Genomic DNA, 24,863 nt, shown 5'->3' on the forward strand with positions numbered 1-24,863 from the left:
ACTCCAGATACACGTGGTGTGGACCAGTCAGTCGACGCAGTCTGCCACAACGCCTACGGAGTTCCGGCGGCCACCCAGTGGCCCACCAGGTCCGCGTAGAGCGGGCTCCCGTCCAGGAGTTGGGCATGTGTGCCGATGGCGGTGCGCTCACCGTCGAGCACCAGGATGCGCGGCGCGCGCAGCGCGGAGCTTATGCGGTGGGCCACCACGACGAGCGTGGTGCCCCGTGCCGCGAAGGCCCGCTCGGCCCGCTCCTCCGCCGCCGGGTCCAGGTGGCAGCAGGCCTCGTCCAGCAGCACGACCGACGCGGGGGACACATGGGCGCGGGCCAGCGCCACGAGCTGCCGTTCCCCGGAGGAGAGCGGGGGGCCGTCAAGACCGACGGGCGCGTCCAGGCCGCCGAGCCGGTCCACGAGGGCTCGCGCACCCACGGCCGTCGCGGACGCGAGCAGGTCGGCGTCCCGGGCTCCGGGGCGCAGGTAGCTCAGGTTGTCGCGCACGGTGCCGGTGAACACGTACGCCTCCTGAGGGATCAACGTCACCGCCCGGTGGAGCCAGGTCCGGTCGAGCTCCGTCACCGGCACGCCGCCCAGGGTCAGTCGGCCGTCGTCCGGTGCGGCAAGCCCGGCCAGCAGGGTCGTCAGAGTCGACTTCCCCGCACCGCTCGGCCCGACGACCGTCAGATGGGAGCCGGCGGGGATGTCGAGGGAGAGCCTGTCGATGACAGGTGCCGCGCCGGGGCCGTAGGCGTAGCCGACGTTCACCAGGGACAGGTCCGGGGAGCGTGGGGATCGCGGGGAGGTGGCCCGGCCCTGGCCCTCCGCCGGACCGCGCGACCCTTGCGGCGTCGACCGGCTCAACTGGCCAAGTACGGTGGCCAGCTGCACGCCCCACGAGCCGAGGACGGCGACGAGTGAGCGCAGCGCTGGAGCGACTCCGCTGATCAGATAGCTGGTCGCGCCCAGCAGTTCGCCCACCGACAGCGCCCCCCGGTCCAGGAGCCGCGGGGCCGCCAGGAGCAGCACCAGCAGGGGGAGATGGCTGCCCAGTGACACCAGCAGGGTGTTGGCCGACGCGGCCCTCGCGACCGCCCGGACCGCGTCCCGGTGGTCCGTGATCCGGGCGGACAGGTCGTCGGCCACCCGGTCCTGGGCGCCGCACGCGACGACGTCCCGGATGCCGTCGAAGGTCTCTCCCGCCGCCGCCGTGAGCCCCTCCTCGGCGCGCAGTTGGCGGCGCTGGCGGCGGGCGAGGACGCGGAGCCGGGGGGCGCAGAGGAGCAGGGTGAGCAGGACCGGGGGCAGGGTGAGTGCCGCCACCGGCGCGGACAGGGCGGCCAGGCCCGCGAACGCCATCAGCAGGGAGACGCCGAGCTGCCGCGCCGAACGCAGCAGGGCGGACACCAGCGCCCGTACGGTCTCGACCTGGACCGTCAGCCGGGCCACGCCCTCGCCCGCCGCGTCCCGCGCTCCCGCCGCCGCGCGGTGTACGGCCCCCGCGGCCACGGCCGTCACCAGTTCGTCCCGCAGCGGCTCCACGAGCCGTCCCAGCCACGGTGTCAGGGTCCGGGTCATCAGGGCGCGGAAGACCATCGCGGCCCCGAGCAGACCGATCCAGAAGAGGCCCTCGGCCGGGCGGCCCGCGAGGAAGCCCCGGTCCAGAGCGGCGGCCACGAGGAGCCCGGAGGCGAGTGCGGGAACGGCCTCCAGCAGCGACCATCCCGCCACCGCGACCGCCGCTCCCCGGTGCTGCCGCAGGAACCCGGCGAACAGGTGCCGGTCGATGGGGCGCGGGGCTGCCTCGCTCATACCGGCTCCTGGGTGTGCGGATGCGGGTCGTGCTCCGGAACGGCTTCCGGTGCGGGTTCCGATTCCGGTGTGGTGCCCGCCGCGAAGAGGGCCCGGTAGCCGTCGAGTCGCCACAGCTCCTGGTGCGGGCCCAGAGCGCGGACCCTGCCGTCCTCCAGCCAGGCCACCAGGTCGGCCCGGGCCGCGGTCGACACCCGGTGGGCGATCAGCACCCGGGTGCGGCCCGACCAGGCCGAGGCCAGCGCGGAGCCGACCCGCGCTTCCGTCGCGGTGTCCAGGCTCGACAGCGCGTCGTCCAGGACGACCACCGTCGGATTGTGAACCAACGCACGGGCGATTCCCAGGCGTTGGACCTCTCCGCCGGAGAGGGGCGCGTCCTTGAGGAGGGTGTCGTAACCGTGCGGCAGGCGGGCGATGAAGTCGTCCGCCCGCGCGGCCCCGGCGGCCGCCGCCACCTCCTCCCGTGCGGCGTCCGGGCGGGCGAAGGCGATCGTCCCGGCCACCGTCGTCCCCAGCAGCGCGGGACGCTCGAAGGCGTAGCCGACGGCGGCGCGCAGGGTCCGGGGGGTCAGCTCCGGCAGGGGCACGCCGTCGATGGCGACCAGGCCCGCGTCCGGCTCCCGCAACCGCCCGATCAGCGCGGCCAGGGTGCTCTTGCCCGCCCCGGACCGTCCGACCACCGCGAGCGCCGTGCCCGCCGGGACGACCAGGTCCACGGAGTCCAGGACGAGCCGGGTACCGGAACGCACCGTCACCCCCGACAGGGTCACCGTGCCGGGGCCGCTCGCCGGACGGGCCCGGGTGCCGGGGGCCGGGACCGGCTGGTCGACGACCTCGGCGACCCGGCGCGCACCGGCGGCGGACATGCCGAGCGCGAAGAGGGCGTCGAGCTGGTCCAGCGCGGCCATCGCGAGCGCCGTGTACCCGACGACCGCGGCGAGTTCGCCCGCGCTGATGTCACCGTGGAGGAGGGCGAGACCTCCGGCGCAGAGGACCAGCACCTCGACGGCCGGGATCAGCAGGCCCACCTGCCACCCGGTGTCCCGCTGGAGCGCCCAGACCCGGTGTCCGGTGCGGGACAGCTCCGGCAGGGGTTCCAGGACCCGGCGCGTCTCGGCCGCGGCGGTGCCGCTCGCGCCGATGGTCCGGGCCCCGCCGAGCGCTTCCAGCAGCAGGGCGGAGATCCTGCCCTGGGTCTCCTGGTACCGGAGGAAGAGCCCCGATCCGCGGTTCATGAACACCCGGGCGATCAGCACCAGCGGGGGGACGCCCAGCGAGAAGCAGAGCCCGATCCGCCAGTCGAGCAGCCACAGCGCGACCACCCCGCCGAGCGAGGTCAGCACCGCGGCCGAGGCCGTGACCAGCGTGACCCCGGCCGATCCGGCCTGCGCGCATCCGGCGGAGAGGCGCCCCGCGAGGTCCCCGGCGGGGAAGTCGGCCGTCCCCGGCACCCCCGCGTCGAGGGCGCGCCGGGACATGGACCGGCGCAGCGCCGCCACTGTGCCGGAGCCGTACCCCCCGTTGGCGAGAGTCTGGAGGGCGCCGGTGGTGACGACGAGGGCGAGGAGCGCGGCGCACACGAGGACGGGACCGGTGGCGGGCCGCCGGGCGACGACCGCGTCCAGGGCCCGCGCCATCGCCCAGGGGAAGGCCAGCGTGCCGGCCGCGCCCAGGACGGCGGTGGCGGAGGCGAGGACGAACCAGCCACGGGTCCGGGCGGTCGCGTCCCACACCAGTCGCCGGGGAGACGTCATCGAAATCCTTCCGGCCGTCCGTGGCTCCCGCTGGGGCGGACGGGCACGGGACACGGGCACGGATCGCGGTGAGCCGTGCGTACGGGAGACACGGCGTGCGCCGGACAGGTCCGCGAGGGGCCCGTCCGGCGCACGGCTGCTACTGCTGCTCGATGCTGGTGATGGAGCAGGTCCAGGTACACGTACGGGTGCAGCCGGCCAGTGCGACGGACTCCTCGCCCTCCAGGGTCTGCAGCTCGTCGACGTCGACGGTCATGGTGTTGTCGATCATGATGGTGTCCTTTCGTCGTGCGTGATGTGCCCGAACACCGCCGAGGATGGGCGGTGCCGCACGGCCGCGTCGGCGACCGTGAGTCCAGGGGGAGCGGGGGAGCGGCGGCGGTCCGGGAACCCGGCCGTCAGGAAGCCCACCAGCCGGTCGGTGAGTTCGGCGCCGCCCCGCTCCTGGAGTGGATGGTGTCCCGCTCCCGCGACGTCGAGACAGTCGTGGGGTACGTGTTCCGGGCCGTCCGCCCGCGTCAGTGCCCGGCGCAGCCGGCGCGTCTCGTCCACCGGCACGACGGGGTCGTCACAGCCGTGCAGGGCGAGCAGCGGTACGCGGATGCGGTGGGCGAGGCGTTCGACGTCCCTGGGGCCGAGGTCGTCGTCGGGCGGCTCGCCCAGGCCGTGCCGGTCGATCAGCGCACGCACGGCGGGCGACGACCGCTCGCGCAGTCCGCGCGCGGACAGGAACGGGGCGATCACCGCGCAGCGTGCCCAGGCGTACGGGTCGGCGCACACGGCCAGCAGGGCGAGGAAGCCCCCGTAGCTCGTGCCCAGCAGCACGGGTGGTTCGGCGTCCGGCGGGCGCTGCTCCGTGAGCGTACGGACCAGGACACGGATGTCCGCGAGGTCGGGTACGCCCCAGGCGCCGTGGATCGCCTCGGCGTGGGCCCGGCCGTAGCCGGTGCTGCCGCGCTGGTTGGGGGCCACCACCGCCGCCCCGGCTTCCGACAGGCGCGCGAGCACCGGGTCGTGGCCGAGCGTCCAGTGGTCCTCCGGGCCGCCGTGCAGTGCCACCACGACCGTGGGCGCGGTGCGCCAGTCGCCCAGCCGGACGGCCTCGAACCGGCCGGACGGGGTGGCGAACCACTCGGTGGGGGCGTGGGGAGTCGCGGAGGCGTCGAGGGATGGGGACGCGGCCCCGGAGGGGGTGGCCGGTGCGCCGTGCGCGGCGGTGTCCGGGACGCCGACCAGGTCCGCGGGGCGGTCCGGGGCCGCGTACACGACGCGCAGCCCGCCCTCGCTCCAGCCCGCCACGGGGTGGAACGCGCCCGGCGGCAGCTCGGCGGGCCGGGGCCGGTCCGCCGCCACGTCGTACAGGAAGAGACGGGCCTGCGCGCCTCGGGAGACCCGCAGCGCGACCCGCTCACCCGCCGGGTCGGCGGCCAGCGGAAGAACCGCTCCGTCCAGGGAGTTGAGCCGGTCCGGGAAGTCGAGCCGAGGCCGGTGGCCGAGCGTGGCGCGGGCGATCCGCAGCCGCCCGTCGCCGGGGTCGCTCGCCGTCAGCAGCAGTCCCGAGGCCGGTGCCGAGAGCAGCAGCCGGTGGATGCGGCCGTCCGGCGACGAGGGGAGAGCGCGCCGGCTCCCGTCGCGCAGGTCCAGGGAGGCGGGGCGGTACCCGTCCGGCCCTTCGAGGTCCGTGGCGTAGTGGCAGCCTGTTCCGTCGAGTGGCAGGAGGGCGGTGACCCGGCCCGGCAGGGTCACGGGATCGCTCAGCCGCAGCGGCGCGGACCGGATACGCCAGACGCGGGTGCTGCCGTCGTGAGCGGTCTCCACCGCCAGCGCGAGCGTGCCGCGCGGGCCGCCGGGCACCAGGCGCAGGCCCCGTGCCTCCACGGACAGCCGCTCGGCCGCGTCCTCGGCCGGGGTCTCGGGACCGGTCCCGGCCGAGGACGGGCCCCGGGGCCCGGCGAGCGGAGTACCGGCGGTCGTGGTCTGCGCGGTCACCGGTCCCGCGGTCATCGTTCCCGCGGTCCCCGTTCCTGCGGTCCCCGTTCCCGCGGACGCGGGGTGGGACAGCAGGAGCAGGTGACGGCCGGAGCCCGCCGCACCGCGCAGCCGCAGCAGCCCGCCGCATTCGGTCGGCAGCACCTGGGTGGCGGTGGTCTCCGTCGGGGCGCCCTCCCGGAAGCGGTGCGTGTCATCGGCGTACGGGGGACGTGTGCCGTCGAGGTCCCACCAGCCCGGGGCCAGTGCGCCGTCGGGCGTGGTCACCAGGCAGGCGGCGAACCGGGACCGTGCCGAGAAGCGGAAGCTGATGCGCTCCGGCCGCCGGTTCATCGCGCTCCCACCGTGGTACGCGGGTTCCGGCCGACGGGTGCGAAGAGGTCCGGGGTGTCCGGCATCCAGAGCCGCGGACCCCCGTCCCGCAGGCGCAGCAGCATGCCGACCGTGCCGGCGACACCGGTCTGGTAGCCGCCGGTGACCGCCTCCAGCGATTCGTCGGGCACCACCAGCAGCCCGTCGCGCCGAACGGCACGGGTGCGGATGCACGCGGCCAACTGCCCCGCTTGGTCGTGGTAGCGGGGATCACCCAGCGCGGCGTACAGGTCGAGCAGGAACTCGGCGTTCCCCGCGAGCCCGTGACATGCGGCGGGGGAGGAGAGCCACATGGCCTCCCGTACTCCGGCCGCCGCCCGTACGGCCGCCTCCCGGTGGCGTTCGTCGCCGGTCTCGGCCCAGAGCCGGACCAGGAACGTCCCGATGCCCGAGGAGCCGCTGCACCAGTGCGTCTGCCCCACCGGCCCGTCGGCGTCCCGGTCCCCGGCCGGCCAGACCGCCCGGCCGTTCCCGGTCCGGGCCAGCCTCACCAGGGTGTCGCCCGCCGTCCGGGCCGCCCGGACGAGGTCCGCGCGCTCCGCCGCCACGCCTGCGGCCAGCAGGAACGCGCCGATCCCGGCGATGCCGTGGGCGAATCCGTAGTGACGGGCTCCGGCCAGATTCGAGTCGAAGGTGGCCGGGACGGGCCAGATCACCCCGGCGGGGTGATCCTCCGCCGCCGCCACGATCGCCTCGGCGCACGCCACCGCCCGGTCGCGGAAGACCGGGTCGCCGGTCGTGCGCCAGAAGTGCAGTTGGGTCATTCCGGCTCCGGCCGCCCCGTGGCAGATGTCCCGGTTGGGCCAGTCGACGGGGACCGCGCGCGCCAGTGCGGACGCCTCGGCGGCGACGGAGCCGTCGCCCAGCAGCATGGCCGCGTCGAGCAGCGCCCAGGCCGTGCCGGAGCGGCCGAAGTGCAGCCCGGGCAGAAGCGTTCCGTCGGCGGTCCGGCCGGTGGGGAGGCCGGTGAGACCCCGCCGGGTCCACTCGGTCAGCTCCGCCACCGCGTCGCGGACGTCGGCTCCCGCGCCCGCCGCCGCGGCCCGGGTGAGCACGGCGAGTACGCCGGCCGAGCCGTACTGGACGTTCAGCGGGTCGGTGGTCGCGCCGAACGCGCTGACGTCCCACAGGTGCCCGCCGCTGCCGGGACGGGTGCGCAACAGGTAGGCGAGGCCATCGGCGAGCAGCCGCTCGCGCTCCTCGTCGCTCAGGGCCGGGAGGCCGCCCTCACCGGTGGAGCCCGCGACCGGAGTCATGACCCCGCCGGTCCGTCCGCTGTCTCCGCTGTCTCCACCGCCTCCGCTCTCTCCGTCTGCGTCGGCGGCGCGTTGGGCTGCGCCGGGCAGCTCTGCCAGGGCCTTCCGTACCCGGGGCAGTTCCCAACGTCCCCCGGGGAGCGGGGAACTGAGGGCGAGGAGCAGGGGCAGGAGCGGTGCCGTCCAGGAGTGATCGGCGATCGCCGACCTGATCAGCGCCTCGGTACGGTCGCCCACCGGGCGGTCGTCGGGGACCAGGAGCATGTCGACGCCTGTCGCCAGGTGCAGCAGCACCGCGCCGAGCCCGTAGAGATCACTCGCGTACGTGGGAGGCGTGAAGTCGTAGTCCCGCAGCGAGGACACCTCGGGGCCGACATAGCCGGGGGTGTACCCGCGGCGGACCGGAACGCCCTCGGGCGCCAGGTACTCGACGTCGATGAGCCGGACCCGGCCTTCGGGCGTGACCATGAGGTTGTTCGGTGAGAGGTCGCGCAACACCCGACCGGTGCCGTGGACCGCCGCCACGATCTCCACGATCTGCCGGCCCAGGTCCAGGAACTCCGCAAGATCCCGTACCGGTTGCTCCACCAGCCGGTCGCGCAGCGTCCGCCCCGGCACGAACTCCTGGGCCAGGAACAGGTTCCCGCCCTGGGCGAACAGCTCGATCGCGGCAGGGGTGAGGCCCAGCGGGGCCAGCGCCTCCAGCATCTCGGCCTCGTGGCGCAGGGTGTCCTGGAGACCGGTGCCGTCCATACGGACGCCGACGTGAGCCCGTGCCTCCTTCACCACGACCTGCCGGCCGGTGGTCTCGTCGGTCGCGAGGTACACCCCGCCCTTGAAGGCGTGCCGGATCGCCTTGGCGACCACGTAACGGCCGTTGAGGCGGACGGACTTCCTCGTGGTTCCACTCTCCGGCTTCCGTGGCCCGGCCGCCTGCCGCGGCCGGCTCGGCACGGCCCCGGAGCGGGCCACCGCCTCCGGGGAGGGCGTCGGCTCCGGGAAAGGTGGCGGTGCCCACGCGGGGGTGGTGACCCAGGCCTGACGCCGGTCCTTCTCCAGTCCGCCGTCGGGACGGCGCAGCCGTACGTCCGTGTCCCCGTCGTTGGTCGTCGTCCGCACCCCGCTGAACACGCCGTAGCGGTAATGGACGAGGCTGCCCGGCGCGTACGGCCGGTCCGACAGGATGCGTGGTCCGCGCAGCCCCAGCGTCGCCTCGTGCAGCCGCCGGGCCAGCCGGCGGAACAGCTCCGGCTCGTCGGGGTAGACCGTGATGAACTTTCCGCCGCCCCCGCGGTCGGCGCGCCCGCCCGTCAGCAGGGCGACCCGGTCCAGGGCTCCCGCGAACTTGAACGAGGCCCGTTCTTCGACCAGGACGTCGGCCGCCACCGCCAGGACCAGGGCCGCGGACAGCGGAGTGGCCGAGAGGTGCAGCTTCCATCCCTGCTCGCCGCTCCGATGGCCGTTCGGCCGGACCGAGCACCAGAACTCCCCCTGCTCGACCGACCATTGAGTCGCCCCGCGACGGTGCAGCACCCCTTCGACGATGCCGGGCAGCAGGCCGGTGTCCAGCGCGAAGAAGCTTCCGCTGTCGTGTTCGTCGCGGTGCGTACTCACGGGCGATCCTTCCTGGCCGGTGCGGTGCGGTGCGGTGCGGTGCGATGCGGTGCGATGCAGGGCGGTACGGGTCGGCGGGGTGGCGCTGCGTACGGGACATGGGTGGCGTCACAGAAGGTGATGGCGCGTCACATGCTTTTCAGCCACGGCGGATCGAAAGATCTGCCGAGTTGTCCGGGAATCGCAGACCGGCCTCGGCCGCGGTCCGCCTATCGTGGCCGCGAGCGATCCCCTGATCGCCACGGGTGACGTTAGCGGTGTGCCGAGGGGCCGGTGCACCACCCGTTCTGGGGGGTTGTGATCAAGGGGGGCCGTCGCATCGACAGAGCCGAAACCGGGCTGCACCGGGCCCGGAAGACGATGGTCATCGCCACAGCGCTGTACCGCGGCAGTCATCTGGTCGCGGGAGGGGCCGTGGTGGCGCAGCATCAGCGCGACCGCCTGTTCCCGTGGCTGGCGCTGGGGGCCGCGGTCGCGGCCACCGCTCTCATCTGGTTCATGGCGGCGCGGCACCGGCGGCTCGTTTCCTGGGCCGTGGGCCTCGACGTCCTGGCGATCGGCTGCCTGCTGCCCTTCGGCGCGTATGCCTGGGGCGGTGCCCACGCCCAGGAGTCGATCGCCTGGGTCATGCTCCTGGGCGGATCGTCTTCGGCCATGGCCGCCGTCGCCTTCCGGGCGCGCCTCCTCGCCGTCGCCGTTGTGCTCCTGGTGGTCACGCATCTCGCCGGGTACCTCCTGGTGGAGGCGGACGCCTCCGTGACCGGCGCTCATCTGAACGCCCTGGTCTTCTCCGCCGTCGTCTCCTGGGTGCTCACCTGGTATCTCTGTCGGCAGGGCGAGCAGGTCGACTCGGCCAACCGGCGTGCGCTGGCCGCGGAGGCGCAGCGGGCCAGGTTCGCGGAGCGCGTGGCCCACCACAACGCGTTGCACGACACCGTCCTCGCCACCCTGACGGCCATCGCCCGCGGTGGAGTCGACGCCAACACCTCGATGATGCGCGAGCGTTGCGCGCGGGAGGCCGCGTACCTCAGGCGGCTGGTCGAGCAGGCGGACGACCGTGAGCAGGCCTCCGAGGTGCGGGCCGCGCTGGAGGAGTCCGTACGCGCCGCCGAAGCGCTCGGGCTGCGGGTGACCGCCCGCTACCACGAACCGCCCGCCGTGCCCGGTGAGATAGCGCTGGCCATGGCACGGGCCGCGACCGAGGCGCTCAACAACGTGCGGTGCCACGCCGGTACGGGGCACGCCTTCCTGACCGCCGCCGGTGACTCCGGCCGGCTGATCGTCACCGTGGTCGACCGGGGCCGGGGTTTCGCTGTCGGAGCCGCCGGAGGGGACGGAGCGGGCGCCTCGGCCGGGACGGAGGCGTCGGGCGGATCGGCGAGGCCGCCCGGTCCCGCCCGGCCGGGCGCCGGCGGGATCGGGCTCGACCGTTCCGTGCACGCCCGGATGCGCGGCGTGGGCGGGCGGGCCTTCGTGGACAGCGCCCCCGGCGAGGGCGTGCGCGTGGAGCTGAGATGGCCGGGGTGATCACCGTCGCCGTGGTGGACGACGACCGGATGCTGCGGGACGGCATCCGGTCGTGGTTCGCGGGAGTCGAGGAGGTGGACCTCGTCGCCTGTGCCGCCACCGTCGACGAGTTGCTCGCCGGCCCCGGGGAGCCGCCGGACGTCGTGCTGCTCGACCTCATGCTCCGCGACGACCGGCCGCCCGCCGACAACATCCGCCGCCTGCGGGCGGCCGGCAGCCGGGTGCTGATGATCAGCGTGGTGGCGGACCGCGACCGGATCGTCGCGGCCGTCACCGACGGCGCCGACGGCTTTCTCACGAAGGACCAGGAGCTGTCCGTACTCGTCGAAGCCATCGGCGAGATCGCGGCCGGGCGCACCGCCCACTCCCCGGAGCTGGCCTTCGCTCTGGCCTACGACCGGGGTTCCGCGCGCCCCCGGCTGTCCCCCCAGGAGCGCGAGGTGCTGGTGGGGTACGCCTCCGGGCTCACACTGAAGGCCACCGCCCGCAGGGCCGGGATCACGGTGAACACGGCGAAGTACTACCTGGACCGGGTGAAGGCCAAGTACCAGGAGGCGGGCCGGCCGACCTACACCAAGATCGACCTGGCGACCCGGGTCCGCGAGGACGGCTGGCGTTGACCCGTACACGCGCGGCATCCGAAGATCGCTGATGTGAGCCACCCTTCTGATCCGCCGCCTCCGCCCTCGTCCTCGCCCTCGGACGGGCCGCCGCCCTCCTCCTCAACGCCCCCTCCGTCGCCCTGGGCCCCGCCGTCGTCGGCCCAGCCGCCGCACCCGCCCGCACCGGCCTGGCCGGGCGGGCAGAGCGGTCAGGGCTGGGACCGGCCCCCGGAGTGGAGCCGCCCGCCGACCGGGCCGGTGCGGGCGCCCTCCGGGTCCCGCTACGACGAGCAGGGGCGCAACGGGCAGGGCGGACGGTTCGGCTGGATCGGCGAGCTGTCCGCCGTCGTGGGGCTGGTCGTGGCGGGCGTCCTGGTGGTCAGCATCGCCGGGTTCGTCCTCGCGGAGCTGCTGGACGCCGGGCCCGCCGACGCGGACAGCGACCTCTTCTTCGAGGACCCCGTCGCCGACCTGGTCGTCCAGCTCCTGGGCATCGCGATCGCCATACCCATCGTCCTGTGGGGCGCCCGCGTGATCGGCCGGCGGCCCGCCGGGACCGTGTCGTCCGTCGTCGGGCGGCTGCGCTGGGGCTGGCTCGGGCGGTGCGCCGCCGTGGGCTTCCCGCTGATGGCCGTGCAGATCGGCGTACTGATCGCGTGGACCTGGAACGACGAGCCGGTCGGGGAGTCGGGGACCGGCTTCCCGGGGTGGCCCGTCTTCCTGCTGAGCCTGGCCGTGATCCTGGCGCTCGTCCCGTTCCAGGCCGCCGCCGAGGAGTACGTCTTCCGGGGCTGGCTGGTCCAGGTGATCGGCCGGGTCGTGCGCACACCCTGGCCCGCGGTCGCCGTCGCGTCCCTGCTGTTCGCCCTGGCCCACGGGTTCGGTGAGCTTTCCGGGTTCCTCCTGCTGCTGTACTCGGCGCTGTGGTGGGGCTGGCTGGTGATCCGGACCGGCGGGCTCGAAGCCGTGATCGTCATGCACGTCGCCAACAACCTGCTCGCCTTCGGCTTGGCGGCCGGCTTCGGCGAACTGGCCAGCACCGAGACCGCCGCCGACGCCCCCTGGCAGGCCATGGTGGCCGAACTCGTCTTCGCCCCGCTGTACTGCCTCACCGTGGCCCGGATCGCCGCCCGCCGCGGGATCGAGCGGGTCAGCCCTTGAATCCTGACGGAGACTCCGTGAAGGGCGCGCGGCTGTGGAAGTCCTGCGTCCCGGTGGCGGCGAACCTGCTGCTCGGAATTCCGGCCATCGTGCCGGCCTTCCTCATCTGGTACGTGCTGTCCAACGGGCCCCTGGCGGAGCTGGGGTGGGCCCAGCGGGAACCGACCGAGAACGACGGGATGTGGCTGTGGCTGGTCATCGTCGTCCCGGTGGTGGCCTGCTTCGGCGGCCTGTGGACCCTGCTCAACCTGTGGATGCGGCGCAGGCTGCTGGCCGGGGCGCCCTCAGGCCCGTACTGGTCGCTCGCGCTGACGCTGACCCTCACGCCGTATCTGCTGGGGGCCGCCTTCGGCTGAGGGGCACGCCCGGGCCGGTTCAGAAATCCACTTCAGAACTCCACGGTCAGCTGCGCGCGGACGTGCGCCCGCAGCACCCCCGCCATGTCCGTCGTACAGTCGCTGATCAGCCACTGGATCTGGAGGCCGTCCATCAGCGCGATGAGCTGCTGCGCGGCGGCCGACGGGTCGACGTCGTCCCGGAGTTCACCCGCCTCCCGGGCCTGGAGGTAGGCGCGTTCGGTGTTGGCGACGGACGTACGGTAGCGGGCCTCGAAGTACGCGTGGGCCGGGTGGTCGGGGGCCGTGGCCTCCGCCGCGACCACCGAGAACAGCTCGACGATCCCGCGCCGTTTGGCGTTCAGCTCGGCGAGGTCCGCCAGGCGGCGCAGATGGTCCACGCCCCGGGTGACGCCGAGCGCCAGCCACTCGTCGTCCACGTCGTCGCGGCGCTGGAGGACGGCGAGGAGCAGCGCCTCCTTCGTCGGGAAGTGGTGCAGGAGCCCCGGGTGGGAGATGCCGCAGCGGGTGGCGATGACGCGCAGGGAAGCGCCCCGGTAGCCGGCCTCGCCGAACAGAGTCATCGCCTGGTCGAGGATCTCGGTCCGCTTGGCCCGGCCCTTGGCGTAGCCGCGTCCGGTTCCCGGGGTCACGCGTATCCACCCGCTGTCATCGCCACGCCTCTCTCGTTCCGCCCCAGATTCTCACAGGGGTGAATACTTACCAAGCGGTCGGGATTGAGCGTACGGTACTGCGAGTGCCGCTCTCGCCGGCGTGGCCGGTGTGGCCGTCGTGCGTCCTGAAAGGAAGTCCTGTGGGTCCCAAGCCGCCGTATCTCGACCCCGCGCTGCCCGTCGCGGAGCGGGTCGCCGACCTCCTGGGGCGCATGACGCTGCCCGAGAAGGTGGGCCAGATGCTCCAGCTCAACGCCAAGGAGGGCGTGCGGCACCTCGTCGAGGACCTGCACGCGGGCTCGATCCTGCACGCATCGCCGGAGCGGGTGCGCGAGGCCGCGGCGCTCACCGCGCGGACCCGGCTGCGTATCCCGCTGCTCGTCGCGGAGGACTGCATCCACGGGCACTCGTTCTGGGAGGGGGCCACGATCTACCCGACCCAGCTCGGGATGGCCGCCACCTGGGACCCGGAGCTGGTGGAGCGGATCGCGCGGGCGACGGCGGTGGAGGTCGCGGCGACCGGGGTGCACTGGACGTTCTCGCCGGTGCTCTGCATCACCCGGGACCTGCGGTGGGGCCGGGTGAGCGAGACGTTCGGCGAGGACCCGTTCCTGATCGGCGAACTGGCCTCCGCGATGGTGCGCGGCTACCAGGGCGACGGGCTGGCGGACCCGACCGCGATCCTGGCCTGCGCCAAGCACTTCGCCGGGTACTCCGAGACCCAGGGCGGCCGGGACGCCAGCGAGGCGGACATCTCGCGCCGCAAGCTGCGCTCCTGGTTCCTGCCGCCGTTCGAGCGGGTCGCGAAGGAGGGCTGCCGGACCTTCATGCTCGGCTACCAGTCGATGGACGGCGTCCCGATCACCGTCAACGACTGGCTGCTCAACGAGGTGTTGCGCGGTGAGTGGGGCTACACCGGGACCCTGGTCACCGACTGGGACAACGTCGGCCGCATGGTGTGGGAGCAGAAGGTCTACGCCGACTACGCGCAGGCGTCGGCGGCGGCGGTCCGCGCGGGCAACGACATGGTGATGACCACGTCGAACTTCTTCGAGGGCGCCCAGGAGGCCGTGGCCCAGGGCGCGTTGACGGAGACGGAGATCGACGCCGCCGTACGCCGCATCCTGACGCTCAAGTTCGAGCTCGGCCTCTTCGAGAACCCGCGCCACCCCGACGCCGGCCGGCAGGCCGAGGTCATCGGCAGCGGGGCGCACGCGGTGCTGAACCTGGAGGCGGCCCGCCGCTCGCTGGTGCTGCTGGCCAACGACGGCACGCTGCCGTTCGCGGGCGGCCTGGCGGCCGGAGGGGAGGGGCGGGCCACGGGCCCCGGCCCCCGTACGGTCGCGGTCATCGGCCCCAACGCGGATGACGCGCAGACCCAGTTGGGCGACTGGGCGGGCTCCTCCGGACAGGCCGACTGGCTGCCGGACGGCCAGCCGCGCGCCATGATCCGTACGGTTCTCGACGGCTTCCGCGACCAGGTGCCCGCCGACTGGACCGTCTCGTACGCGCCCGGCGCCCGCATCCTGGACGTCGGCCCCGACCCGGAGGGGGAGTTCTTCCCCGACGGGCAGCCCCGCCCCGAGGTCGTCCACCCGGCCGCCCCCGACGCGGAGCTGATCGCCGGGGCCGTCGCCGCCGCCGAGGCCGCCGACCATGTGGTGGCCGTCGTCGGCGACCGGATCGAGCTGATCGGCGAGGGCAAGTCGACGGCCACCCTCGAACTCGTCGGTGACCAGGTCGCGTTGCTGGACGCACTGGCGGCGACGGGGAAGCCGCTGGTCGTCGTCGTCATCAGCTCCAAGCCGCTGGTGCTGCCGCCCTCCGCGCTCGGTGCTGCGGCGATCGTGTACGCGGCCAACCCGGGCATGCTCGGCGGCCGGGCGATCGCCGAACTGCTTCTCGGGCTGATCGAGCCGACCGGGCGGCTGCCGCTGTCCTTCGCCCGGCACGCGGGCCAGCAGCCGACGTACTACAACCAGGTGCGCGGCCAGCACGGCACCCGCTACGCGGACCTCACCCAGCGCCCGGCGTTCGCGTTCGGCGAGGGGCTGAGCTATTCGACGGTCGCCTACACGGACCTGGAGGTGCTGACGGCGGTGGTCGACGAGTCGGAGACCGTACGGGCCCGGGTCACCGTGACCAACACGGGTGCGCGGCCCGCGCTGGAGACGGTCCAGGTGTACCTGAGCGACACGGTGACATCGGTGACCTGGGCGGAGAAGGAGCTGAAGGCCTACCGGCAGGTGGAGTTGGTCCCGGGCGAGTCGCGCAAGCTTCTCTTCGAACTCCCGGTGGCCGACTGCACGCTCGTGGACGCGGAGGGCGTCCGCAGGGTGGAGCCGGGCCGCTTCGAGCTGCTGGTGGGCCCGTCGTCCCGCGACGAGGTGCTGCTGCGGGGGGAGTTCACGGTCAAGGGGTGAGCCCGGGACGGTGGGCGGCGGCGCCCGCCGATGGGACCGCCCCGCGCGCGGTCGCGGGAGCGGTCCCATCGGTGAGGTCCGGGGCCGTCACGAGCCGCCGCCCGTCCGCCTCAGCTCGTACAGGTCCCAGGAGTCCGGATCGCCGATGTACTGGTAGAGGGTGGGCCGGCCCTCCGTGCCGCCGACGTTCCAGGTGCCGTACGTGCACGAGTCGACCCTGACGTCCACCACCTGTGACCATCGGCCCCCGCCGGGTTCGTACGTCCAGGTGCCCTGCCCCGTACAGATGGCACCGTCGTCCTCCCCGTCCCCGTGTCCCCAGCCGCCGAGGTCGTCGTCGATGGCGTCGGCGGTGACGCGCCCGTCCGCCGTGAAGGTGACCGTGCCGCCCTGCCCGTCGGACCAGCGTCCGACGAGGTCCGCCGAGGTGAGCCCCGGGGGCCGGTACTCCTTGAGCACCCCCGTCGCCAGACCGACGCCGCCGAGGACGGCGGTGAGCACGACGGCGGCCACGCCCCACAGGATCACCGGCTTGAAGATCCGCTCCCGGCGCGAGCGCCAGAGCAGCGCCGGGACGGTGAGCGCGGCCGTGGTCAGGAACCAGCCCAGGGCGACGGCGCCGGCCCCCGCGCCGCCGGCCAGGGCGACGACGGCGGCGACGATCACGAGCGAGACGGCCCCCGCCACCACGGGAACCCACCACCACACCTCACGCCCGCCGAACCTGCGCCCCAGGACGCCGCTGAGCCAGGCGGTCGGGAAGACGAGGCCGACGGACAGGGCGCCGGCGATCGCGGTGGCGAACACGGCGAGCACGGGCAGAAAGAAGATGAACATCGCCGAACCGCCGCCCGCGCTCGGTGACTCCTGCGTGACGTCGTAGACGATGGAAACGACGAGCGCGACCGTCGCTTCCAGGAGCAGAACCAGTATCGAGAGCAGCAGCGACAACCCGAAGAGCCGCTTCTTCTCCGGTCTTCCTGACTTCTCCATTGTCAGTCCCCCTTGCGCACGCCGATGTCGGTGCGGCACGCCCGCCCGGGGCGGCAGCCACGGCCATCGTGTCAGAGCAGTTTGAACGCGTTCAACGCAGGGTGGGTGTTCACCGGAGTGCGCCCGGCGCCCGCTCGGGCGCGCAAAGAAGAAGCGTTTCCCCGTGCGGGTATTACCCCGTACGGGTGTGGCGCGGCCGTCCGGACGGCGGTGGGGCGAGCACAATGGGGCGGCGGTTCGTGCAGAGGCGCGCAGGCCCCTCTCCCGCACCTTGCGCTCAAGGAGGACCGGTGGCGGACAGCTGGACGGTTCAGCGGACCGGGCCCGGGGACGCCGCGCGCGCGCAGGCGCGGGAACAACTCCTGGAAGCGGCCAGGGAGCTGTACGGCGTCAACGGATACCGGGCGACGGCCGAGCACGACGTGTGCGAGGCGGCCGGTGTGCCCATCGAGGTGCTGCGCCAGGAGTACGGGTCTCGCGAGGGGCTGCTCATCGCCCTCCACAACCGGGTCACGACGACCGGGCTGCGGGCGGCGGAGCGTGCCCTGCTGACCGAGGGCATCGACGCGTGCTCGATCGAGGAACGGGTCCGGCTGCTCTTCGACGCGTACGTGGAGGCCGTCACCAGCGATCCGCGCGAGGCCCGCGTGACGTTCGTCGAAGTGCTGGGCGTGAGCGCCGTGGTGGACGAGCACTGCAAGCTCTGGCGGGCGCTGTGGACGGAGTTCCTCACCGGCGAGGCCGAGCGGGCGGTGGACCGGGGCGAGGCGGAGGACCGGGACCACCGGGTCGACGTGATGGTGATGGTCGGCACGGTCCACGAACTGATGGCCCACCACGCCCGCCGCTGCCGCCGGGCCCGCCCCGGCGAGGTCTCGGGCGAACTGACCCAGCTGGCCCTGACGATGCTGGGGTCGCAGCGGAGCGGATGAGGCTCCGGCCGTGGGGGCGGAGGCGGGACGCTTCGCGACCCGCCGCGGGTGTTCTTCGCGCACCAATCCTCGGTGTGGGAGCCGTGACGGCCGGGGGTCAGACCGAGGCCGACACCTGCGCCTGCGCCGGTACCCGTGCCGTGGGCCCGCCCGCGTACGGGCCGCCCAGCCCCCACGCCTGGTGCATCGCGTCGGCGAACGCCGCCGCCAGGAGGTGTTCGCCGCTCGGGCCGGGATGCGTGCCGTCGTACGTGTCCGCGTGGATGTCGTAGCCCGGCGGGCGCGAGGCCGGCAGGAGCGGGGAGGACGCGGTGTCCAGGTCCGCCACCGCCTTGGCCAGGAGTTCGTTGAAGTGGGCACAGGAGGCGGCGAAGGGGGCGTCCGTCTCGGCCCGGATGTTCGGTATCACCGGGAGCAGGACCATGCGCAGACGCGGGTTCGCCGTGCGGGCCGCCGTGATGAACGCGCGGGCGTTCGCCGCCGTCTGCTCGGCGTCCGTGTAGAAGCCGAGGTCTATCAGGCCCAGCGAGACCAGCAGGACGTCCGACTCCGTCTCGCGCACCGCGTCCGCGATCACCGGCGCCATGTGCAGCCAGCCCTCGCCCCAGCCGGACAGATGGCGACGGGCGGCGGGCGGGAAGGACGGGTCGGCGTACGCGTGGGAGACCGGGGCGCCCGCCTCGGCGTCGTACAGCGTCGAGCGCGGGCCGACGATCTCGTACGGGAGGCCGGGGAACGCCTCCAGGTGCTGCCACATCCGGTAACGCCAGGTGAAGTCGCCGGCGTGCCCGATGGTCATGGAATCGCCGACGAAGAGGAAACGCATGGCGTCATCATGGCCGATCACGGCTCCGGCCTGCGACGTGACGATGGACACTTGGGCCATGCGCCTGTATCCGACCGGGCCGGCGGGCACCCGTGCTGCCGCCCTCGCCGCCGCTGTTCTGCTGTTCGCCGGGGCCGGGCCGGCCGTGGCCGACGACGGGCGGCCCGACCGCGACTTCACGATCGAGGACCCCCGGATCACCGAGTCCAGCGGCCTCGCCGCCAGCCGCGCCCACCCCGGCGTCTACTGGACGCACAACGACAGCGACGACGGCCCCTACGTCTTCGCCGTCGACTCCCGCACCGGGAAGACCCTCGCGACCATCACCATGCGGGGTGTGGGGGAGCCGAGGGACGTCGAGGGCATCTCCATCGGGCCCGACGGAGACATCTACGTCGGCGACATCGGGGACAACCTCGACGGCACCTGGAGCCATGTCTGGATCTACCGCTTCCCCGAGCCGAAGCAGCTGCGCGACGCCACCGTCGACGCCGTCCAGTACGACGTGAAGTACGCCGACGGGGCCCGCAACGCCGAGGCGCTGATGGTCCACCCGAAGACCGGCCGCGTCTACATCGCCTCCAAGAACGAGGACGGCGGCGGGCTCTACGAAGGGCCCGCGAAGCTGACCGCCGGGGCCGTGAACACCTTCCGGCGGGTGGACGAGGTGCCGTGGGTCACGGACGGGGCCTTCTCGCCCGACGGGAAGCGCCTGGTGCTGCGTTCGTACTTCAGCGCCCGCGAGTACGCCTTCGAGAACGGCCGCCTGGGCGAGGACCGGTCCGTCGGCGCCCCGTTCCAGCGCCAGGCCGAGTCCGTGACGTACACGGCGGACGGCTCGGCCCTGATGTTCGGCTCGGAGGGGGCGCAGAGTGACGTCGTCCGGGTGGAGGTGGCGGGCGGCGGTCCCGGGGGCGGTCAGGAGCAGGGGAAACCCTCGGGAAGCGGTGGCGCCGGGGGCGAAGCCGGTGACCAGGGCGGCGGCGAGGAGGGCGACGGCAAGGGCGGTGCGGGGCTCGGTGCGGCGATCCTCGTCGGGGTGGGCGTCCTGTGGTTCGCGCTCCGGCGGAAGCGGGGGGAGGGACAGGGCTGAGCCCCGGCCGGTGCCCGGTCCGGCAGTTCGTCGTCCTCGACCACCGGACCGTGTGTCTCGGCGGGAGCCGTGGTATTCATCGCTCGCCCACCAGGATCGCGAAACCGTCGAGATGCCGGGCGAGACTGTACTCGAACAGTTCGTCGAGGTCAGGGGCTGATTCCTCGTGCACTTGCGCGAGCAGCGGGAACCGGCCGCTCGCGAACAGCTCCTCGGTCCGTGTCCGCTGTGCCTGCAGCCACCGGGCGAGCGTCACCCCGGTCTCCTGTGCCGCCTCCGCCTCGTTCGCCGTCGACAGCGCGACGTGCAGAACACGGCAACTCCCGCACGCCCCTCAGTCCTCGTCCGTCACCGGCCACACCTCGTAGTGCAGCGTCCGGTCCCGCTTCAGCCGGTGCGCGAGCGGGACCAGCACGCCCTGCACCACCGGGTACTTGCGCGACAGCATCCGCGCCGCGTGCGTGTTCTCCTTCGTGCCCGGCCGCAGCAGCCGCGCGTGCGCCCTGATCTGCGGTCCGGTCGGGACACCCCGCACCGTGCAGGGGGCGAGCTCCACCCGGGGGTGGTTGCGCATCCGCTCGACCTTCCAGGCGGAGGAGAACGTGCGGATGAACGCGTGATCGCCCTCGACGGCGATGTTGACCGGTGTGCCGACGGAGGTCCCGTCCTGCCGGCGGCTGCTCAGCAGGACGGCGTACTGCTTGACGAAAGGAGCGAGCTCCCGGCTGGCGTCCATACCTCCATTGGGGCACGGTCCTGCCGCCCTGTCATGTGGGGGACGCGGCCCGTTCCGCCGCCCGCTCCCGGACCAGCGCGTCGAAACCGGCGATCAGCCGTCGCAGCCCGAACTCGAAGTGGTCGAACTCGGAGCTGAAGGTGTCCTCCGCCATGGTCGCCATCATCGGGTACGCGCCGCTGAGCATGGCCCGCTCCAGGTAGGGCCGCTGGTTGTCCCAGAACGCCTCGTCGCTCAGCCCGGTCTGCGCCACCGCCTCCGCCTCGTCGGCCCGGGTGCGGGCGAGGCCCTCCACGAAGCTGTTCACCGCGATGATCACGCCGATCAGCTCCGGGTCCCGCAGGCCCATCCCGCGCAGGCCCGTGAGCGCGAGCTCCAGTCCGCGCAGGGCGCTGGGGCCGAGCACCGTCCGGGCCTGGTTGATCTTCAGTAGCCAGGGGTGGCGGCGCAGGGTGTCCAGGTGGCCCCGGGCCATCCGGTCGACCGCCTCGCGCCAGTCCGCGGGGGGCTCGCCGGGGTGGTCGGCGAACGGTTCGCCCAGCACGCGGTCGAACATCAGGTCCAGCAGCTCGGATTTGCCGGGGAGGTACCGGTAGAGCGACATCGTGCCCGTGCCCAGCTCGGTGGAGAGGCGGCGCATCGAGACGGCGGCCAGCCCCTCCGCGTCCGCGACGGCGACCGCGGCGGTGACGATCCGGTCCAGGGTCAGCCCCGGTTTCGGGCCGCGGCTGGGGCGCTCGCCGGTGCCCCACAGCAGCTCCAGGCTGCGCGCGATGTCGCCGCTCCCGGTGGCCGACCCGTCCGCCTTCGACGCTGCCCCGGCTGTCGTTCCGTCGTTCGTCATGGCCTCAGCGTAATGGGCCGGAAAGAAAACTGGGTACACCGTACTCGTCATCGGGTACGGTGTACCCAGTTCATATGGCCGAACGGTCCGGAATCCGGCGGAATCAGGGGGTTGTGCCATGTCCGCATCCGCAGCCGCATACGCGGTGCTCGCCGAGGGCGTCGTGAAGCGCTACAGAGGCAGAAAGGAGAAGGGCGGCGGCAAGCGGGCGCTCGACGGGTTCGACCTCGCCGTCCGCCCCGGCACCGTCCACGGCCTGCTCGGCCCGAACGGGGCCGGCAAGACCACCGCCGTGCGGGTCCTCGCCACCCTCCTGCGGTACGACGCGGGCCGGGCCGAGGTCGCCGGGCTCGACGTGGCGCGCGAACCCCGCCGCGTACGGAGCCGGATCGGGCTCACCGGCCAGTACGCGGCCGTCGACGACGGTCTCACCGGGCGGCAGAACCTGGAGATGTTCGGGCGCCTCTTCCACCTGGGCAACCGCCGGGCCCGGCAGCGCGCCGGGGAACTGCTGGACCGGTTCGACCTGGCCGAGGCGGCCGACAAGGCCGCCACGGAGTACAGCGGCGGCATGCGGCGCCGGCTCGACCTCGCCTCCTCGATGATCCTCCAGCCCGACGTGCTCTTCCTGGACGAGCCGACGACCGGGCTCGACCCGCGCGGCCGGGGCGAGGTCTGGGAGGCGGTCCGGGCGCTGGTGGCGGGCGGTACGACGGTGCTGCTGACCACGCAGTACCTCGAAGAGGCGGACCGGCTCGCCTCGCAGATCACCGTCATCGACCGGGGCCGGGCCATCGCCGACGACACCCCGGACGCGCTGAAGAACCGGGTCGGCGGCGACCGGATCGAGGTCGTCGCCGCCGACGCGGGGGACCTGGACGCGGTGGTGAAGGCCGTCGACCGGGTGGCCGGGGGCGGGCTCGTCGTCACCGACACCCCCGCCCGCCGGGTCCATGCCCAGGTCGCCGACCGGGTGGCCGCGCTCACCGAGGTGGCCCGGAGCCTTCAGGACGACGGCATCGCGGTGGAGGACATCGGGCTGCGCCGCCCGAGCCTGGACGACGTGTTCCTGCGGCTGACGGGCCACGGCACCGAGAACCACGACGCCCCGGAGGTGGCGGCATGAGCACACTCGAACGGAATCCCGCGACGACGGACGTACGCGGCCCCGGGGTCGGCTCCGGGCCCGGCTCCGGCACCGACCGCGGTCACGGCCTGGCCTACTGGGCCGTCTCCGACTGCTGGAACATCACCCGCCGCACCCTCACCCACTACCAGCGCCAGCCCGTCGCGATCGTCTGGCAGCTCGGCTTCCCGATCCTCTCGCTCCTGCTGTACGGCTATGTCTTCGGCAGCGCGATGATGGTGCCCGGGGGCGGGGACTACCGGGAGTTCCTGATGCCCGGCATGTTCGCCATGACCATGGCCATGGGCTTCATGAACACCGCCGTGGCCGTCGTCACCGACGCGTCGAAGGGGGTCGTCGACCGTTTCCGGTCCATGCCGATGGCGCCGTCCGCGGTCGCCTCGGGACGCGGGGCGGCCGACCTGGTGGTGGCCGCCGCCGAACTCACCATCCTGGCCGTCACCGCCCTGCTGATCGGCTGGCGCGCGGACGGCGGCGTGCTCGGCGCGCTCGGGGCGTTCGGACTGCTCCTGCTGCTGCGGTTCAGTCTGATCTGGGTCGGCGTCTGGCTCGGCCTGCTGGTCCCCACCCCGGAGGCGGCGGGCGGGCTGTACGCGGTCGCCTTCCCCCTCACCATGATCTCCAGCACCTTCGTCTCACCGTCCCTGATGCCCGACTGGCTCGGCTTCGTCGCGGCCTGGAACCCGATCTCCTCGACCGCGGCGGCGACGCGCGAACTGTTCGGCAATCCGGTGGCGGGCGGCGGGACCTGGGTCGAGGAGCACGCGTTGCTGATGGCGGTGGTGTGGCCGCTGGTGATCACGCTGGTGTTCCTGCCGCTGGCGGTCCGCCGCTTCCAGGGCCTGAGCCGGTGACGGGGTGAAGGGGAGGGGGCGGGGTGGTGGCGTCGGTGAGGTGCGGAAAAGGGCGGTCGGGGCGGGCGTGGGCCGCGTAGGGTCACACAGCGTGCCGACGACCACCGCCCCGCTGCCCAGCACCCCGCCGCGCTTCACCACCGCCCGCCTCGATGCGCTCCCCCTCGAACCGGCGTACGCCGAGGAGATGGCGGTCGTCCTCGCGGACCCGGCGCTGTACGGGTTCACGGGGGGCGAGCCGCCGGCCCCGGACGCGCTGCGGGCCCGGTACGAGCGCCAGTGCGCCGGGTCGCCGGACCCGGGGGAGCGGTGGTGGAACTGGGTGCTCCGGGTGCGCGAGGGCGGGAGCCTCGCCGGATATGTCCAGGCGACGGTGCGAGGGCCTCGCGCGGAGATCGCCTGGGTCGTCGGAACGCCGTGGCAGGGCCGGGGTTACGCGAGCGAGGCCGCGCAGGGCCTGGCGGCCCATCTGGTCTCGGCCGGGGCCGTCCGCGAGCTCGTCGCCCACATCCACCCCGACCACGCCGCGTCCGCAGCGGTGGCGGTGGCGGCGGGTCTCGGTCCGACCGGGGAGTGGGAGGACGGCGAGCGGCGGTGGGCGGCGAACGTGACGCCGCCGCTGGTGCCGTGAGCCGGATTCCGTTCAGTCGGGCTGCTTCTCCAGGTGGGCGAGGACGCGGCTCGAGATCCGGGCGAGGCTGTCCAGCTCCTCCTGGGTGAGCGCGTCGATGAACAGCCGCCGGACATGCTCGACGTGCACGGGCGCGGCCTCCTCGATCGCCTCGCGGCCGGCCGGGGTGGCGACGATGAACGCGCCGCGCCCGTCGTCGGGGCACTCCTCCTTGGAGACGAGACCGCGCTTGGCCATCCGCGCCACCTGGTGGGACATGCGGCTCTTCTCCCACTCCACCAGCTTGGTGAGGTCCATGAAGCGCATGCGCCCGCCGGCCTCGGTGAGTTTGGCCAGCACGATGTAGTCGGCGGGGGACATGCGGGAGTCTGCCTGGACCCGGCGTGAGAGCCGTCCGATGAGCTTCTCCTGCATGCGGATGAAGCCGTCCCAGGCGGCCTGCTGCTCCGGGTTCAGCCAGCGAGGCGTCGCGTTCATGCGAGGAGCGTAGCGAGGCCGTCCCGGGCGTCTCCACCGGAGGCCCGGCGTTCGCGGCAAGTCTCCCGCGCATGGCTCTGGTTGACGCATCAACCACCCGTGCCTAGGGTGGATGACACATCAACCAACTGGTGGAGGGGAACCCCATGAGCGCCCAGAACAAGGCCGGACTCGACGCGCTGCTGACGCCCGAGGAGAGCGTCGTGGTGCTGATCGACCATCAGCCGTTCCAGTTCGCCAACCTGAACAGCCACGAGCCGACGATGGTCGTGAACAACGTCGTCGGGCTCGCCAAGGCCGCCAAGGCGTACGGCGTCCCGACCATCCTGACGACGGTGCTGGAGGAGCGCGGCGGCCTGCTGATCCAGGGCGTCCAGGACGTGTTCCCGGAGCAGAAGCCGATCGACCGGACGCTCATCAACACCTGGCAGGACGAGCGCGTCGTCGACGCCGTCAAGGCGACCGGCCGCAAGAAGCTGATCCTCGCCGGGCTCTGGACGGAGATATGCCTCGCGATGCCGGCCATCCAGGCGGTGGGTGAGGGGTTCGAGGTCTACGCCGTCACCGACGCGTCCGGAGGCGTGTCGGCCGAGGCCCACGACATGGCGGTGCGGCGCATGGTCCAGGCGGGCGTCGTGCCGATCACGTGGCTGGCCGTGATGGCCGAGTGGCAGCGCGACTGGGCCCGCGAGGAGACGATCACGGGAGCCATCGGGGTGCAGGCCCAGCACGGCGGCGCCTCGGGCGTGGCCTTCGCCTGGGAGACGCAGCTCCTGTCCCGGCCGTGACCGGGGGCGCCGCCTGGCGCCGGAACA

General features: G+C 73.5%; 23 protein-coding genes. 11 read left to right on the top strand and 12 right to left on the bottom strand.

Annotated elements, in window-relative coordinates:
- Window positions 1-53 precede the first annotated feature (53 nt).
- The 5 genes from WQO_RS20070 to lanL all read right to left on the bottom strand — a co-directional run bounded on the left by WQO_RS20070 (window position 54) and on the right by lanL (window position 8,793).
- Window positions 54-1,808 (bottom strand): ATP-binding cassette domain-containing protein, encoded by a 1,755-nt coding sequence (locus WQO_RS20070; RefSeq protein WP_010061157.1) that lies wholly within the window; start codon window positions 1,806-1,808, stop codon window positions 54-56.
- Window positions 1,805-3,562 (bottom strand): ABC transporter ATP-binding protein, encoded by a 1,758-nt coding sequence (locus WQO_RS20075; RefSeq protein ID WP_079055585.1) that lies wholly within the window; start codon window positions 3,560-3,562, stop codon window positions 1,805-1,807. Before WQO_RS20075 ends, WQO_RS20070 begins: the two co-directional genes overlap by 4 nt.
- A gap of 139 nt (window positions 3,563-3,701) precedes the next feature.
- Window positions 3,702-3,833: an ALQxL family class IV lanthipeptide gene (locus WQO_RS36570; protein ID WP_189460106.1), complete on the bottom strand. Its 132-nt coding sequence runs from the start codon at window positions 3,831-3,833 to the stop codon at window positions 3,702-3,704.
- The gene (locus WQO_RS20080; RefSeq protein ID WP_010061155.1) at window positions 3,830-5,884 is read right to left on the bottom strand and encodes an alpha/beta hydrolase family protein; all 2,055 of its coding nucleotides are present in this window, start codon (window positions 5,882-5,884) and stop codon (window positions 3,830-3,832) included. The genes WQO_RS36570 and WQO_RS20080 overlap by 4 nt, the downstream gene beginning before the upstream one ends.
- Window positions 5,881-8,793 carry a class IV lanthionine synthetase LanL gene (lanL, locus tag WQO_RS20085; RefSeq protein WP_010061154.1) on the bottom strand — a complete coding sequence of 971 codons (2,913 nt, stop codon included), beginning with the start codon at window positions 8,791-8,793 and terminating at the stop codon, window positions 5,881-5,883. Before lanL ends, WQO_RS20080 begins: the two co-directional genes overlap by 4 nt.
- 360 nt (window positions 8,794-9,153) lie before the next feature.
- Between lanL and WQO_RS20090 the strand changes: the two genes are divergently transcribed.
- The 4 genes from WQO_RS20090 to WQO_RS20105 all read left to right on the top strand — a co-directional run bounded on the left by WQO_RS20090 (window position 9,154) and on the right by WQO_RS20105 (window position 12,439).
- Entirely contained in the window at window positions 9,154-10,320 is a 1,167-nt protein-coding gene (locus WQO_RS20090) for a sensor histidine kinase (protein WP_148660127.1), read from the top strand.
- On the top strand, window positions 10,308-10,940 hold the full coding sequence (locus WQO_RS20095; protein WP_010061151.1) for a response regulator: 633 nt from the start codon (window positions 10,308-10,310) through the stop codon (window positions 10,938-10,940). Before WQO_RS20090 ends, WQO_RS20095 begins: the two co-directional genes overlap by 13 nt.
- 240 nt (window positions 10,941-11,180) lie before the next feature.
- Complete coding sequence (locus WQO_RS20100) at window positions 11,181-12,083, top strand: CPBP family intramembrane glutamic endopeptidase (protein ID WP_010061150.1); 903 nt, start codon at window positions 11,181-11,183, stop codon at window positions 12,081-12,083.
- Between the two features lie 17 nt (window positions 12,084-12,100).
- A complete protein-coding gene (locus WQO_RS20105) occupies window positions 12,101-12,439 on the top strand; it encodes a hypothetical protein (protein ID WP_010061149.1) in 339 nt (112 codons plus the stop codon).
- A gap of 32 nt (window positions 12,440-12,471) precedes the next feature.
- Here the strand turns inward: WQO_RS20105 and WQO_RS20110 are convergent, their stop codons facing one another.
- On the bottom strand, window positions 12,472-13,071 hold the full coding sequence (locus WQO_RS20110; protein ID WP_010061148.1) for a TetR/AcrR family transcriptional regulator: 600 nt from the start codon (window positions 13,069-13,071) through the stop codon (window positions 12,472-12,474).
- 161 nt (window positions 13,072-13,232) lie between these two features.
- Here WQO_RS20110 and WQO_RS20115 point away from each other — a divergent pair, with 161 nt between their 5' ends.
- Window positions 13,233-15,515, top strand: coding sequence for an exo-beta-d-1,3/1,6-glucosidase (locus WQO_RS20115; RefSeq protein WP_010061147.1), 2,283 nt, complete (start codon window positions 13,233-13,235; stop codon window positions 15,513-15,515).
- Between the two features lie 87 nt (window positions 15,516-15,602).
- On the opposite strand, the gene WQO_RS20120 is transcribed toward WQO_RS20115, so the two are convergent.
- The gene (locus WQO_RS20120) at window positions 15,603-16,508 is read right to left on the bottom strand and encodes a hypothetical protein (protein ID WP_010061146.1); all 906 of its coding nucleotides are present in this window, start codon (window positions 16,506-16,508) and stop codon (window positions 15,603-15,605) included.
- A 290-nt stretch (window positions 16,509-16,798) separates the two neighbouring features.
- On the opposite strand from WQO_RS20120, the gene WQO_RS20125 reads away from it, so the two are divergent.
- Complete coding sequence (locus WQO_RS20125; protein ID WP_010061145.1) at window positions 16,799-17,440, top strand: TetR/AcrR family transcriptional regulator; 642 nt, start codon at window positions 16,799-16,801, stop codon at window positions 17,438-17,440.
- 97 nt (window positions 17,441-17,537) lie between these two features.
- Here WQO_RS20125 and WQO_RS20130 read toward each other — a convergent pair whose 3' ends face one another.
- Window positions 17,538-18,326, bottom strand: coding sequence for a GDSL-type esterase/lipase family protein (locus tag WQO_RS20130; protein WP_010061144.1), 789 nt, complete (start codon window positions 18,324-18,326; stop codon window positions 17,538-17,540).
- Here WQO_RS20130 and WQO_RS20135 point away from each other — a divergent pair.
- Window positions 18,325-19,359: an SdiA-regulated/phytase-like domain-containing protein gene (locus tag WQO_RS20135; protein ID WP_010061143.1), complete on the top strand. Its 1,035-nt coding sequence runs from the start codon at window positions 18,325-18,327 to the stop codon at window positions 19,357-19,359. The genes WQO_RS20130 and WQO_RS20135 overlap by 2 nt on opposite strands.
- A gap of 76 nt (window positions 19,360-19,435) precedes the next feature.
- Here WQO_RS20135 and WQO_RS20140 read toward each other — a convergent pair whose 3' ends face one another.
- Genes WQO_RS20140 through WQO_RS20150 form a run of 3 tightly spaced genes read right to left on the bottom strand, consistent with a single transcriptional unit; the run spans window position 19,436 to window position 20,939 of the window.
- Window positions 19,436-19,669 (bottom strand): TetR/AcrR family transcriptional regulator C-terminal domain-containing protein, encoded by a 234-nt coding sequence (locus WQO_RS20140; RefSeq protein WP_335339691.1) that lies wholly within the window; start codon window positions 19,667-19,669, stop codon window positions 19,436-19,438.
- A gap of 24 nt (window positions 19,670-19,693) precedes the next feature.
- Entirely contained in the window at window positions 19,694-20,095 is a 402-nt protein-coding gene (locus WQO_RS20145) for a PPOX class F420-dependent oxidoreductase (protein ID WP_010061141.1), read from the bottom strand.
- A gap of 31 nt (window positions 20,096-20,126) precedes the next feature.
- Complete coding sequence (locus tag WQO_RS20150) at window positions 20,127-20,939, bottom strand: TetR/AcrR family transcriptional regulator C-terminal domain-containing protein (protein WP_010061140.1); 813 nt, start codon at window positions 20,937-20,939, stop codon at window positions 20,127-20,129.
- Window positions 20,940-21,057: 118 nt separating this feature from the next.
- Here WQO_RS20150 and WQO_RS20155 point away from each other — a divergent pair, with 118 nt between their 5' ends.
- From WQO_RS20155 to WQO_RS20165, 3 genes are all read left to right on the top strand, one after another.
- Window positions 21,058-22,065: a daunorubicin resistance protein DrrA family ABC transporter ATP-binding protein gene (locus WQO_RS20155; protein WP_010061139.1), complete on the top strand. Its 1,008-nt coding sequence runs from the start codon at window positions 21,058-21,060 to the stop codon at window positions 22,063-22,065.
- The gene (locus WQO_RS20160) at window positions 22,062-22,940 is read left to right on the top strand and encodes an ABC transporter permease (RefSeq protein ID WP_010061138.1); all 879 of its coding nucleotides are present in this window, start codon (window positions 22,062-22,064) and stop codon (window positions 22,938-22,940) included. Before WQO_RS20155 ends, WQO_RS20160 begins: the two co-directional genes overlap by 4 nt.
- A gap of 91 nt (window positions 22,941-23,031) precedes the next feature.
- Window positions 23,032-23,571, top strand: a complete 540-nt coding sequence (locus WQO_RS20165; RefSeq protein WP_010061136.1) for a GNAT family N-acetyltransferase — start codon at window positions 23,032-23,034, stop codon at window positions 23,569-23,571.
- A gap of 12 nt (window positions 23,572-23,583) precedes the next feature.
- Here the strand turns inward: WQO_RS20165 and WQO_RS20170 are convergent, their stop codons facing one another.
- Entirely contained in the window at window positions 23,584-24,048 is a 465-nt protein-coding gene (locus WQO_RS20170; protein WP_010061134.1) for a MarR family winged helix-turn-helix transcriptional regulator, read from the bottom strand.
- Between the two features lie 146 nt (window positions 24,049-24,194).
- Between WQO_RS20170 and WQO_RS20175 the strand changes: the two genes are divergently transcribed.
- Window positions 24,195-24,836: a hydrolase gene (locus WQO_RS20175; RefSeq protein WP_010061132.1), complete on the top strand. Its 642-nt coding sequence runs from the start codon at window positions 24,195-24,197 to the stop codon at window positions 24,834-24,836.
- Window positions 24,837-24,863: the final 27 nt, after the last annotated feature.

It is taken from the genome of Streptomyces globisporus C-1027, assembly GCF_000261345.2.
Taxonomy (GTDB): Bacteria; Actinomycetota; Actinomycetes; order Streptomycetales; family Streptomycetaceae; genus Streptomyces; species Streptomyces pakalii.